8 protein-coding genes and 1 pseudogene are annotated in these 12,555 nt (G+C 63.1%); 7 read left to right on the top strand and 2 right to left on the bottom strand.

The genetic code is table 11. The annotated features are described in order from the left end of the window. The 3 genes from FHD67_RS20760 to FHD67_RS18880 all read left to right on the top strand — a co-directional run. Window positions 1-263: hypothetical protein (locus tag FHD67_RS20760; RefSeq protein WP_218062355.1), on the top strand; the 263-nt coding region annotated here is incomplete at its 5' end. A 712-nt stretch (window positions 264-975) separates the two neighbouring features. Continuing rightward, entirely contained in the window at window positions 976-1,779 is an 804-nt protein-coding gene (locus FHD67_RS18885; RefSeq protein ID WP_139599678.1) for an undecaprenyl-diphosphate phosphatase, read from the top strand. A 106-nt stretch (window positions 1,780-1,885) separates the two neighbouring features. Beyond that, the gene (locus tag FHD67_RS18880; protein ID WP_139599677.1) at window positions 1,886-2,116 is read left to right on the top strand and encodes a hypothetical protein; all 231 of its coding nucleotides are present in this window, start codon (window positions 1,886-1,888) and stop codon (window positions 2,114-2,116) included. Between the two features lie 40 nt (window positions 2,117-2,156). Here the strand turns inward: FHD67_RS18880 and FHD67_RS18875 are convergent, their stop codons facing one another. Then, the gene (locus tag FHD67_RS18875; protein ID WP_139599676.1) at window positions 2,157-2,438 is read right to left on the bottom strand and encodes a hypothetical protein; all 282 of its coding nucleotides are present in this window, start codon (window positions 2,436-2,438) and stop codon (window positions 2,157-2,159) included. A gap of 204 nt (window positions 2,439-2,642) precedes the next feature. Between FHD67_RS18875 and FHD67_RS21250 the strand changes: the two are divergent. Next, window positions 2,643-2,849 (top strand): annotated as a pseudogene (locus FHD67_RS21250) (DUF1003 domain-containing protein); the annotation flags it as partial. Between the two features lie 94 nt (window positions 2,850-2,943). Beyond that, window positions 2,944-3,060, top strand: a complete 117-nt coding sequence (locus FHD67_RS20985; RefSeq protein ID WP_232303359.1) for a DUF1003 domain-containing protein — start codon at window positions 2,944-2,946, stop codon at window positions 3,058-3,060. A gap of 255 nt (window positions 3,061-3,315) precedes the next feature. On the opposite strand, the gene FHD67_RS18865 is transcribed toward FHD67_RS20985, so the two are convergent. Further along, a complete protein-coding gene (locus tag FHD67_RS18865) occupies window positions 3,316-9,651 on the bottom strand; it encodes a peroxidase family protein (RefSeq protein ID WP_176695214.1) in 6,336 nt (2,111 codons plus the stop codon). Window positions 9,652-10,187: 536 nt separating this feature from the next. Here FHD67_RS18865 and FHD67_RS20620 point away from each other — a divergent pair. Further along, window positions 10,188-11,543, top strand: a complete 1,356-nt coding sequence (locus FHD67_RS20620) for a sensor histidine kinase (RefSeq protein ID WP_176695213.1) — start codon at window positions 10,188-10,190, stop codon at window positions 11,541-11,543. Beyond that, window positions 11,536-12,228: a response regulator gene (locus tag FHD67_RS18860; protein ID WP_176695212.1), complete on the top strand. Its 693-nt coding sequence runs from the start codon at window positions 11,536-11,538 to the stop codon at window positions 12,226-12,228. Before FHD67_RS20620 ends, FHD67_RS18860 begins: the two co-directional genes overlap by 8 nt. The last annotated feature ends 327 nt before the right edge of the window (window positions 12,229-12,555 follow it).

The following is a 12,555-nucleotide window of genomic DNA, read 5'->3' as shown; positions in this document are numbered from 1 at the left end:
TGATCGATCATCGTCGGATGCACGCCGAACCGGCTCGTCAGTTCCGACACGGTCCCCTCGCCTTTCATCGCCTCAAGGGCCGCTTTCGTCTCGACATCGTCGATCTCCCTCGTGATGAAGATCAGCAGACAGCAAAAACAAAGCTTACGTCAGTGCCCAGCTTTCAGGCGGCACCTCATATAATGTTCTGTATCTTCACGTTACTCCAAGGATTTGCGGTCCAAAAAGCTTTGTACGAAGTGTGCTTCTCAAAGATTTTTTAGCCGGGCTGCAAGCGAATGGGCGAACCGGCAGTAACGCTGACCTCCTGCCAAGATCAAAGCCGTAAGCTGACGATCAGAGGAGCGAATCGTCGGCCGCAATGCTTACGAGCGTCAATCTATATGCGGTCCAGGACGGATGTGTCGCGGCAAATCGAACCATGGCCAGCAACGCCAACTGAATTTGAACCGACGAGGCGTTGGCGAAGGATGGCATATCAACATAGCGCGTGCCACGACCAATCAGTTGCACTTAGCTCGCGAAGTCATCGTGAAGCTCGGCCATTGATACTCCCGCAGACTGCAATCATTGCGCCAATAGGGGTGTATGCTCTGCGGTAACTTGACAAAACCCCTGACATCTCCCGGTTATGTCAGCGGAAAATCATAGCGCAACTGCGATGGAAGTACTGGCATGTCGCAGGGACATGCCAACCAGAGACGACCCGCGCCGAGGCCAGCTAGACGAGCGTCGGAGCGGGACGGACAGATGTTCTCGCGCCAACGGCGCTTGTTCTACATGGATGCCGGACGCGTCCATGCTTTCACTTTTTCATCATCTGCTCGGTAAGCGGTGTCATCAAAAGCGCAAATTGGCCGGGTAGAGTGGCGGTCGGGGTCTGTCGGTGATAGCGGGCGCGCTCCACAGTCCGTCATTTCCACAACGGCAATGACGGGCCTCTGAAGTGGCGCGTTGCCCGCGTAAGGAATCTGAATGACCCTCTTCCACCTTGTCCTTGTCGCCATCATCCAGGGGATCACCGAGTTCCTTCCGGTCTCCTCCTCTGGTCACCTGATCCTGCTTCCGGAACTGACCGGCATGCAGGACCAGGGCCTTGTCATCGACGTCGCCGTCCACGGCGGCACGCTTTTCGCGGTGATCCTATTCTTCTGGCGCGACGTTGCGGCGGCCCTGGCCGGATGCGGCAGGCTGGCCCGGGGCAGGATCGACACGCCCGGCGCACGGCTGGCCGCGTCACTGATGGTCGCCACGATACCGGTGGTCCTGGTGGGGCTGGTGCTGAAGATGTCCGGCGCGATGGAGATGATGCGGTCGGTGGCCGTGATCGGCTGGACGATGATCATTTTCGGTCTGCTGCTCTACTGGTCCGACCAGCGTGGAGAGGGCCGCAAGCGGACCGCGGACTGGACGATGCGCGACGCCGTCATCATCGGCCTGTGGCAGGCGGTGGCGTTGATCCCCGGAACCTCGCGATCGGGGGCGACGATCACGGGCGCGCGTGCCCTGGGCTATATCCGCGAGGACGCGGCGCGGATCTCGATGTTGATGTCGATCCCCACCATCATCGCCTCGGCCGCGCTTCTGGCGGGCGACGTCATCTCGGACTTCGACGGTGCAGCGGTCGCACAGGCCGGGATCGCTGCAGGTTTCGCCTTTGTCGCGGCCCTTGTCGCCCTGACCCTGATGATGCGGCTGCTGAAGGCCGTCAGCTTCACGCCGTACGTGGTCTACCGCCTGATCCTGGGCGTCGCGCTGTTGGTCTATGCCTACAGTTGACGCCTGCCATGCAGATCACGCGTTTCTGAAGGGGGTCGGGATTATCATCCCCAAGGGCGCGCGCTAGGCTGTTCGGACAAATCAGAACAAGATCAAAAGGCAGGAAATGAAGACGACATTCGGAGCGATGGGAACGGCCGTTGTCTTGGCGCTGGCAGGATGTGCCGGCGGTGGTGGCTACCACGACAGCCCGCTCAATAGCGCCGCGGTCCGGACGGTGGGCGGCGCGGGTGCAGGGGCCTTGGCGGCCGACGCCCTGGGAGGGTCCAAGACCAAGGGCGCATTGATCGGCGCGCTTGCCGGTGGTGCGTCCTGTGTCAACGGAAGCTGCTACTGACGGTAACAAACGACATTGTCGGTGAAGGGTTTACCCACCCCTAGACGGACGGTCCGTCAATACAGATCACCGTCCGTTCACTTTCGATGATCGATGTTCTTGCCTGTTTCCCTGTACCAAATGCAGCGGCGACGCATCCCGGTGTACTGGATCCTTGTCGGACAATGCCTTGCTGCGCCGGCGCCTTACAGATCGCGGCAACTGCCGCCTTCATACCGCCCGGATCCTCACTGCCGGGCGACGCGCTGACCCGTTCGGCATGATGATTGCAGATCGGGTTGAGGCGCACCACGGCCTTGCGACATCCCTGAATGGTCCCCATGAGAACCTCTGCCCCGCGAACCCGATCACCAAACCGCCCCATGCCATATTCGCGGATAGATCTCCGCTGACGGCAGTGCATGCCTGAATGTCAGTTCGCCCTGGACTGTCCGCCTTGATCGAGACGGAGCCACCAGACTGATCCGGTGGCCGCATCATCTACCAGACCGATCTGGTGCCATTTCGCAGGCAATACGTCGAACGCATGCTGGAGGACGCGCGTGGCAAGCTGTCGGCATTGGACAAAACCGTGTTGGACATTCTGGAGGCTGGCACCATTCTGTCGCGCCAGCGGGAGCCGGCGCTGGACGACCGCCTGATTTTCGACGAACAGATGGCCGACAGGGTCGCACGTTTTGGCGGCAGCCGGCCGTTCATCCTGGTGTTTGTCGGCGTTCTGGCGGCATGGATCGGCACGAACGTCACGGGTGTGCTGCGGCCGCCCTTCGATCCCTACCCCTTACCTGGTGCTGTCCTGCGTCGCCACCCTGCAGGCGCCAATCATCATGGTGAGCCAGCGCCGGCAGGAAACCCAGAACCGCCTGCGGGGCAAAACAGAATATCGCATCAATCTGAAGGCTGAGCTAGAAATTCGACAGCTGCACGAAAAGATCGACCATTAGCTTGATCACCAATGGCAGCGCTCGATCGAGATGCAGCAGATCGGAGAGCCCGCAAACGGAATGCGCCACGCGGACGTCATATCCTTTGGGGATCAGGTAGAAGTGGGTTTCCTGATCAACGCATAGTTTGAAGTCGCTGGAAAATGTGCCCCGCCTGCGACAAATGACCAAGCTGCTCCTGTGACATTGGGAAACCGGCTGGCATTGGAAACTCCCTACCAGCCGGTCGTGATGCTTATCAGTCTGGATCAGCCTTCACAGGATGAAGTCCGATGCCGCCAAGTCGTGGATGCCAAGGATGCGGATCTGGGCTTCGGCTGCGACGTCGGTGTCCGTGTCGATCTGAACGAACGTGTCCGTCCCGTTGTTGAAGACGCGCACCTGATTGGTCCCGCCGGATGCGAAGCCCCCCGATCCCACGAACTGGAAGGCCAGCCCTGCCATGTCGCCGATGTCGATGACATCGCCGCCCGCCGATCCCGCCTGACCGAAGTCCATGATCACGTCCGACGCCGCCAGCGTGCTGTGGGCGGGTGTCGCGAAGACGAAGACGTCATCGCCCAGCCCGCCGACAAGGACGTCCAAACCCGCGCCGCCGATCAGCATGTCGTTGCCCGCATCACCCTCCAGTGTGTCGTTGCCGTTCACGCCGCTGAGCGTGTCGTCACCGTCGCCGCCCCATAGGTGGTTGGCCCCTGCACTGCCGAAGGCGATGTCCGCGCCACCGCCCAGGATCAGGGCCTCGACCGACTGGACGCGGTCGGACAGCGCTGCCGTCGTGCCCGTTCCTAGGATCGTCGCCGTGGCAAAGGAAATATCGACCGACAGGTCGCCGGAATAGGCGGACAGGTCCAGCGTATCGAAGCCCGCCGCACCGGTGTAGAGGTCGCTGGCATCATCGGCCCTCGCCACGAAGAAGTCGTTTCCACCCCCACCGTTCAGCGTGTTGGCCTGATCGTTCCCGGTCAGGACATCGGCACCGTTCCCGCCCTGGACGGAAGCAATGTTGGCAACCGAGGCAAAGCCCGACGCCGTCCCCGCGCCCAAGTCGACGACGACGCCGGCCGATCCGGCAGCATAGACCAACCGGTCCGCACTGCCCGCAAGATCGACGTGGATCTGCTCGACAGAGGTGATCGCCGTGAACCCGGTCAGTGCAGTCAGCGCGGCACCGTTCCAGGTTGCGGTCAGGGTCTCGTTCGCGGCGGTGCCAGAGATGCGCATCCGGTCGGTGCCATCGCCGCCGTCGACCGCATCATTCCCGTCACCCCATGCAAAGAGGATCAGGTCGTCCCCCGCGCCGCCCTGAACCTGGTCGTTGTTGCGCCCGCCGATCAGGATGTCGCGTCCAGTGCCGCCGGTCAGCTGATCGTTCCCGGCCTGGCCGAACAGGACGTCGTCCCCCGTGCCGCCCGTCAGAACATCCGTTCCGGCCAAGCCGTACATCAGGTCGTCCCCGGCCCATCCTGCAATGGTATTGGCCGCGTTGCTGCCGGTCAGGACCTGCAGCCGTTCCGTCCTGCTGACCCCCGACGTCGCAAAGGTCAGATCCAGCTGGTGCGTCTGATTGAGGCCAAGCGTTCCGGTCACGGCAAGCGTCCCGTCGGCTGCAACGCCGAACAGGGGACTGCTGCCGGCAGCCAGGGTAAAGGTGCCGGGAACGCCCTCGGCGGTGACGCGGCCGATGGTGGCACCGATGGCCGGCAAGGCCGCAGGGGCGCCATCGACGTCCAGCGCCAGGTTCACGTTGATGCCGATGGGCGTGTCGATGGCGATGACCTGATCGGTGAATTCCAGATCCTCGACGTTGCGGATCAGATCGATATCATCGAAGGCCGCGCGCCCGTCCCCGCCCAGGTCGCGGACAGAGATGAAGCCGTCGCCGTTCATGTCACGCGCCGCCTGGATCAACGTGCTTCCCGGCAGCTGCGTGCCGCGCCCCTCGATCTCGTATTCGTCCAGCGCGCCTGCAAAGACCGCCCTGTCACGGGCCGTGCCAGGTGCCGCCGTCACGATCTCGCGGACGATGGACATGTCGCCGGGGTTGATCGTGCGGTCCAGCAGCAGCGAGGTCAGCGACCGCCCCCCAAAGGCCGGCGCAGAGAAGTCCGGCCGCCCGTCGGCACCCATCGCATAGACCCTGCCCGCATACGGTCCGGCGGCCGCCTGAGAGCTGTTCAGCGATTCCGCCGAATACACGGTTCCGTCGACCACGATGCGGATGCGGACATTAAGCCAGGCGTCGCCGTCGATGACGTCGAAGCCGCCGCGCCCCATCATGCGATCGGATCCCGCACCACCCATGATCAGGTTACCGTCCCGGAAGCTTGTGGCTCCCGGTCCGCCAAGGGTCTCCAGCGCACCGTCGAACCAGTTGCGCAGCCCGTTGATGCGGTCGATGCCCGCCGCGGTCAGGACGTGATCGTCAAAGCTGCCCGCCGCATCCGTGTCGCCCACGGTCCCGCCACGGTTGTCGCCAAGCAGCGTGTCGTTGTGGATCCAGCCCGACATCCCCTCCATCAGGTCAAAGCGGTCACGCAGGATGTCGGCAGGCGCCGATGTGAAGATCGGAATGTTGAAGTCCCAGTTCACACCGGCCACGTCGTATTTCGCGCTGGCCCAGTCAAAGCCGAACATGCCCTCGAAGCGCTGGACGCCGATCCCGGACAGGGCGATGTCGTCGCCCGATTCAAGATCGTAGTCCTGGTCGTTGCCCTGGCCCCAGGCCACATCATGGCCGATGATGGTCGAGTTGAAGAACAGTTCCGAATTGTCGCCCGAGATGACGTCGAATCCCTCTCCGCCCTCGATCCAGTCGTTGCCTTCGTTACCCAGCAGGTTGTCCCCGCCGGAACCGCCCAGGATGAAGTCGTTGCCCTCGCCACCGAAGGCCTCGCCCGCGTCCTGACCGACCAGCAGCGCGTCCCGCCCCTCGCCGCCGAACAGCAGGTTGATGCCCCGGGACGACGAGACGACGTCGTTGCCCCGTTCGCCGCGCAGGAAGTTGTCGCCGAACGTGTCCTCGATGATGTCGTCACCGTTGCCGCCGAAGACCTGGTCGGCCCCTGCCCCGCCGTTCAGGTAATCGTTGCCGCCATCGCCCCACAGCGCGTCGTCACCCAGATCCGACTTGATGTAGTCGTCACCCTCGGTCCCGCCCAGGACGACATGTTCACCGCCGCGGAAATGCAGCTCTCCGCCGACCTGATGGCCGTTCGCGTCGGTGACACCGGAATCCACCCGGATCACCTTGGGGTCGAGGCTCTGAATGATCGGGTCGTCCCAGACCGGATCGCGGCCAGCACCCGCGCCGTTGTAGTCGCGCTGTGCGATGGCGCGGTCCAGTTCCAGTATCATGTCCGGGGTCAGGAACAGGTTCGCGTTGATATGCGTGGCATAATCGCCGCTCAGCGCCGAGTTGCGCATGACGATGTCGGCGAAGGTGTTCGCCTCCAGCGCGTCAAGCAGGTTCAGACCCTGCGTGCGCGACAGGTAATAGAACCGGTCGCCATTCTGCAGCTGCTCCATCTGGTATTCGAAGATGAAGCCGAAGGTGGTGCCCAGCATGCCGCCGAACTCGGTCACCTTCTCGGCCAGGCCGCCGATCCACAGGTCGACATTGTCCAGCCCGCCCCGGTCGTTGCCGGCGCCGTAGCCGCCCCGCCCGTTGAGGAAGTTCAGCCGATCCTCGTTCGTGTAGGTCACGCCGCGTATCGTCACGCCATCGCTGTTGGTGCCGTCGCCGAACAGCAGCAGGGTGGCAGCCTCGCGCTTGTCGGCGAGGGTCGTGGCCGAGGTGATCGACGCATGGTTTCCATAAGCCGCGATGAAGTTCGCGATCGAGAACGGGTTCTTCAGATACTGCGTGAAATCGGTCCAGCTGGCATAGGGCTTCAGGTCCGGCAGGCCGAAGTCGTTGTAGAGCTGGGCCCGCGTCTCGTTCAGCGACGGGACGCCGGTATCGCGTGCCCGCGCGATGTTCAGCGCGGCAAGGTCCAGCGGAAGACCCAGCAGGTTGCTGCGCAGGGCGGGGACGATGAACTCGTCGATCTCGCTGCCCACGTCCGAGGTCAGGCCCCGGATGAACGCCGCCTGCGCCTCGTCCAGCGAACTGCCTGACCCCGTGAAGGCTTCTGGGTTCAGGAACGCTTCGATCAGCGACATCTGTTCCGCATCACCGTTCACCGGCATCAGCTGGGCGTCCAGCCGGTCCACGGTGTCTGTCAGCATCGAATGGCCAAAGCGATAGACCGCGTGCGCGAATTCGGCCATGATCGAGGGATCGATATCGGCGGAATTGGTGAAGACGAACGGATCGATCCCGGGCTGTATGCGACGGGCGAATTCCTCGAAGACCATGTGCTGGTACTGCATCTCGGTCGTGAACCGCGCAGCCTGGAACAGGTGTTCACCATTCCACACCAGATCGGCCGGGTCGACCGTGGTCAGGTCCGTGCCTTGGGCCAGCGGCACCAGCAGCCATTCGTTGATGAATGACACGTCACCCGAATCCAGGATGGTGTGCTTGTTCTCCTCGACCATGCGGTTGTGTTCCGAATGGAAGATCGAGTGGATCGACTGAAGGGCGATGTTCTCGTTGCCGCGCCCGTCTCCCGACACGATGTGCAGATCCAGCATTTCGTCGTCATAGGTCTGGGCGTTGTTGTCATCGCCCGTGATGCTGTCCCCGTCAGCCGTCGTCGTGCTGCTGGGCGCCGCATGGTGGGCGATGTCCACCAGGAAGGCCGGACCGGCCGCGATGCTGCCCTGCGTCGTGATCCCTTCGGCGGTGCCCTCGCGCAGCCAGGGGCCGGAATGGGTGGCGTCGGGTGCCATGACCATCTGGGCATAGCCGTTCGGCCCGGTGATCAGGTTACCATAGGCATCGGTCGCCAACAGCGGCACCCGGTGGACGTCCATGTCCTCCAGGCGGATGCCCAGGACCGACAGCGCCTGCGCCTTGACGTCGGCCCACGTCCCCACCGCACCGTCCAGAGAGCCGGTCTCGCTCGACGCGTCCAGCAGGTGGCCCGTGGAATAGGCCTTGGTCACCCCATCGATCTCGACGCGGACCTGCTCTCTCAGGAACACCTGATGCGAGGCGTGCGAGGTATAGGTCTGGTTCTGGTCGACGAAAGACGTCGTGGCATTGACGTGCTGCTCCACCCCGTTCTCGTCCAGGACCGGGGTGGCCCGGGTCAGCGCCATGAACCGCAGGCTTGCGGGAAGATCGTCGCCCGTGCCGAAAATCTGGTCGGCGCCGGCAATCAGTGGGTCATCGGCCTGCAGCGGAATGAAGACAGTGCCGTTGCCGCCCTTGTTCACAAGGTCCAGACCATGGTCGAAGAACTGGCCGAAGATGGTCATGAAGCTGTTGAAGGGCGCAGTCAGGCCGACATCGGGCGACACGTGGTCGATGATCAGCCCCCCCTCCGGACTGGTGGCCAGCCCGTAATCCTCTAAGGTGTCGGCCAGGAAGTCCGCGGTCTGGGCGGGTGTTCCGGCAGTCTGCGCCTGCTGCACCGCGGTATTGTAATCCGCCTGCGCCTCGGCAAGGTCGGCCTGCGCGGCGTCTCGCACCGTCGCGGCGGCGTCGGCCTGATCCTCTGCCGAGGCCAGTCCGGCCTGGATCGCATCCACGCTGTCGGCGGCATGGCCGTCCGATCCCAGCACCGCCCCGAAGGCCTCTACAGCTTCGACCAGCGCCGCCTCATCGATCGGAAGGCTCTGGGCGGCGGTGTCCAGAAACTCCAGCAGTTGTTGGGCAGCGTCGGCCAGCGCCTGAGCGGCGGGAACGGCATCACCCCCCAAGGCGGTCGTCACCGCATCCGCAGCCTCTTTCGCGGTGACGGCGGCAGCCAAGGCCGTGGCAAGGGATCCAGTGACGTCGTTTCCGCCCTCCACGTCGGCGACAAGCACCGTCAGCGCGTCGCTGGCCGCGTCGGCGGCCTCCGCCGCAACCTCCGCCAGCGGACCGGCCGAGGTGAAATGTGCCACGCGCACCTCTGCGGCATTGAAGGCTGCGACGGCCGCGCCATGGTCCGCGGTCTCGGCGCTCAACGCTGTTTCGGCGGCCTCCACGGCGGCGTCGGCCCCCTTGGCGTTCAGCGTCGCCTGGTAGGCCACCGTGATCGCGGCGACGGCGGTATTCGCATCGACGCCCGTCGTTCCCACGGCCTTCAACGCCGCATAGATGGCCGCGACATTGGCGGGCGTCTGGTCCACGATCAGGTTTGAGATCGTGCGCGGATCGCTGTCCACGACATTGCCGCTGTTCCCGTAGTTCGTGTTCGAGATTCCAAAGAACGGGTTTTCGTCACCCTCGTTCGAATAGACCGGGTCCAACAGGCGCGGAAAGGGCGTGTCCCCTGCCCCGTTGCTCTCGGTTCCGGGCAACAGGCTGTTGTCGCTGCCGTCCACGGTCCGCAGGCCCACCGGCATCAGGGCCGCATCTGCGGCGCTGACGCCGTAGACCGCCTGGATCGCCTCCACGGTCGTCATGCCCGGCGTCGATGCCTGGAGTTCGGAAACCTGGATCTGCTTCAGAATGAAGCTCAGGTCATGCACGTTCACATGAAAGCTCGTTGCCATGATCATCTCCCTGACGTGACCAGAGGCCGGCGCATGACAGGGTGATCTCCCTCACCATGGGCGGAGAGGCGTTCACGTCGGCGCAAGCCATTTACAAGATACGTGGTCCACCCCCGGTATCGGGACGGCGGCCCATGTCGACAGGTTACGCCAAGACGGGCCGTCCCCAATACGGCGTTAGGTCCCCCGTAATGGCGACTTTCGTCGCCATGGCGTCTGTGACCGGCGAATCGCCGGATGGATTACACGGGCCTTGGCACAACGCCCGGTGTGGGCGCGCAGATTGCCATGCAACTTCAGGAAGATGGCGGTTCTTCGGCCCGCTGTTTTCAGGCACCGAAATCATACGGAACACCGCAATAGGACCGGATCGGAACTGATAACGCCTATGTGAACGAGGGGGCATATGCTACCTTGTGGACTACATCCGACGGCATATCCCGAAACTCGTGGTGGGTGGTTTGACCGGCATGTCTGACGCTCCTCTCCTATCGCCGGAAACGCGCTCTCGGCCTGTCTGGCAGGGCCTGGGTCTGTTGCGGCGCCATCTGTCCAGCTGCGCGCTGATCGTCGTGGTGGGGCTGGCCATTCTGGGCGTCTGGACGGCATCGCGCCTGCAGCAGACCGTCGAGACGGAGGTCGGGCATCGCGCTGCGACCGTGCTTGAATCTATGCTGAACCGGCATGCCGAGGATCTGGCGGCGGATACGCTGTCGCCGGAACTTATCGGTGTCATCGATACGTATTTTCATGACATCTCTGATGCACTCGGCATTTCCGAAATGAAGATATGGAATGCCCAAGGCACCATTCTTTACGCATCGCGCCACGGCCTGACGGGCTCCGCGCAGCCCGTCAGCGACGAGCTGGCAACCGCGCTTGCAGGAGAGATATCAGTATCGGTCGGCGACACCTTCCACGTGGAATCCGGCTGGCCCAGCACCACCACGGGCCCCCAGCAGTTCGAGATCTATGTCCCGATCCGCATCCGTTCGCTCAACCGGATCGTCGCGGTGGCGGAATACTATCAGAACGCCGCCGTCGTTTCGGACGCGCTGACCCGTGCCCGCTGGCAGACTTGGGGACTGTTGACTGTCATCGGGGCCATGTTCGTCGCCATCCTGGTCATGATCCTTCGTTATAGCGATGCGGTGATCCTGCGACAGCGCACCGATCTGAGCGCACGGATGGCCGACCTGGTCCTGCTGCTTGACCGAACAAGGGAGACACAGGCCAGGATCCATCAGCGCACCATCCGCCTGCAGGAGGAGCAGAAGGCGCAGCTTCGTCAGATCAATTCGGACATCCATGACGGGATCGGCCAATTGCTCACCGTCGCCCTGCTGCGCATGAAGTCCGCGCCGTCTTCAAGCGGATCGCAGGAAGACGGGGTGCAAAGCGTTCGACTTATCCTCGAAGAGGCTATGAGCGAGGTCCAGGCCCTGCTGAGCGGCACCAGCCAGAGACCGGTCGCCGAACTGCCCCTGGCGGACGCGGTTTCCGCCCTTGTAGAGGACCATCGTCGCCGAACCTCGACGGAAGTCCGCACCGTTCTGGCGGACCGCCTGCCGGAGCCAAGCCTGCCCGTCAAGGTAGCCATCTGCCGTGTCGTGCAGGAGGGGCTGCACAACGCCTTCAAGCATGCGGGGGGACGGGATCAACAGGTGCATCTGTACGTCGATCACGGCACCCTGGTCATCGCGGTCAGCAACGACGCCCGTCACGGTCAGGACGCATGCCGTGATGTCTCCCGCCAGCCGATGGGCCTGCGCAATCTGCGGCATCGCATCGAGAATCTTGGGGGCATCTTTCAGGTTCTGGATCTGGAACACCACCGCATGGAAATCCGGGCCAGTTTTCACGAGTACAGCATGGAGCATAGCCATGAGTGAGATCAGCGTTGCCGTCGTCGACGACCATCCCATCGTTCGAGAGGGATTGATCCAGGTGATCGGGGGCTTTGGCGGATTTCGCGTGACCGGTGCGGGCCATTCCGCCGCGGACGCGATCGACCTGGTGCGGCGTGACGCCCCCGACATCCTGATCCTCGATCTCGAGATCCCCGGTTCGGGCATCGAGGCCGTTCGGGCCATCACCCATGCCGGGTCCCAAACCCGCATCCTGATCCTGACGATATCAGAGCGGCCACAGGACGTGATGGAAGCGATGCGCTTGGGCGCCGCCGGCTACGTCCTCAAAGGGATCAGCGGTGACGAGCTGTTTCATGTTCTGAACCGACTCGTCAATGGCATCGGCCATATCACCCCGCATCTGGCAGCGCGCGTCTTGGGGTCGTGGGGAGCCGCACCGGCGCTGGAGATCGAGGCAGATGCCAGCATCCTGAGCAAGCGCGAAGGAGAGATATATGTCCTGATCCGCCGGGGTTGCTGCAACAAGGAGATCGGCCGGTCACTTAACCTCAGCGAAAAGACGGTGAAGCATTATCTGACAAACATCTTCCGCAAGCTTGATGTCCGAAACCGCACGGAACTGGCGATGCACGCGTACAACATACCCACTCATGTCACCCAGAACCGGATGCTGAGCATCAACTGCTCTCGAAATGCGGCACGGTGAAGTCATCCACGCCAAGAGAGAGAAACAGCCCCCGGTTTTTGCAATCGAACGCCCCTCCCGCAAGGCCTTGGCGCGGACCGAGGCAGAGAACGCGGCTCTCGTGACCGCTACCAAGAACAGGCCATATTACCCATGCCGGCATTCCTTGGCTGCGGCACCTTCGGCACGCGCGGCCCCACCTGCACTTCTGACCCTTTGACGGGTGGGATCCAGCACCCGGTGCAACCGTGATCACAGAAGTTTATCCGAGGCTATGGTGAGGTAATCCTCCCCATCGTTAAGGGGGTTTATTCGTAGAATTTTCTCGTAGCGTGAGCTGAGGAGATT

Source organism: Paracoccus haeundaensis (assembly GCF_006239215.1).
Lineage (GTDB): Bacteria > Pseudomonadota > Alphaproteobacteria > Rhodobacterales > Rhodobacteraceae > Paracoccus > Paracoccus marcusii.
This window is presented reverse-complemented; position numbering and strand designations above follow the sequence as displayed.

Excerpts from the sequence above, each read along its gene's own strand:
- FHD67_RS18875 (WP_139599676.1), bottom strand. The coding sequence starts at position 2,438 with ATGGGGACCATTCAGGGATGTCGCAAGGCCGTGGTGCGCCTCAACCCG.
- FHD67_RS18865 (WP_176695214.1), bottom strand. The coding sequence starts at position 9,651 with ATGGCAACGAGCTTTCATGTGAACGTGCATGACCTGAGCTTCATTCTG.
- FHD67_RS18885 (WP_139599678.1), top strand. The coding sequence starts at position 976 with ATGACCCTCTTCCACCTTGTCCTTGTCGCCATCATCCAGGGGATCACC.
- FHD67_RS20985 (WP_232303359.1), top strand. The coding sequence starts at position 2,944 with ATGGTGAGCCAGCGCCGGCAGGAAACCCAGAACCGCCTGCGGGGCAAA.
- FHD67_RS18880 (WP_139599677.1), top strand. The coding sequence starts at position 1,886 with ATGAAGACGACATTCGGAGCGATGGGAACGGCCGTTGTCTTGGCGCTG.
- FHD67_RS18860 (WP_176695212.1), top strand. The coding sequence starts at position 11,536 with ATGAGTGAGATCAGCGTTGCCGTCGTCGACGACCATCCCATCGTTCGA.